This window comes from Paenibacillus xylanexedens (genome assembly GCF_007676705.1).
Lineage (GTDB): Bacteria > Bacillota > Bacilli > Paenibacillales > Paenibacillaceae > Paenibacillus > Paenibacillus xylanexedens_C.
The window spans coordinates 1-226 of the sequence record NZ_VEBF01000806.1 but is presented as its reverse complement, the minus strand read 5'-3'; the positions used below and the strand labels follow the sequence as shown (position 1 = coordinate 226).

The 226-nt window shown below is 48.2% G+C and carries 1 pseudogene; it reads right to left on the bottom strand.

Annotated features, from left to right (window positions below):
- A pseudogene (locus FS628_RS31060) lies at positions 1-226 on the bottom strand (NADP-dependent isocitrate dehydrogenase); the annotation flags it as partial.

Below are 226 nucleotides of genomic sequence, written 5' to 3'. Positions count from 1 at the left end.
CGTCGAATTCGCTCGGACGGGTTAAGATCTGCTGGAGGAAAATATCAGCGATGCTGTCTTTGACGATGATTATTCCTGCCGCTTCCGCGTCGCTCTGCGCTTTATCAGCAGCTTCTTTTCCGTCTTTTTCGACAATGCGGTCATATTCAGCCCAAGTGAATACTTTATCTCCGTATTCTCTTTCGGCAAGCGCGTAGCCCCAGTTTTTAAATGCCCCTTCAGTGAA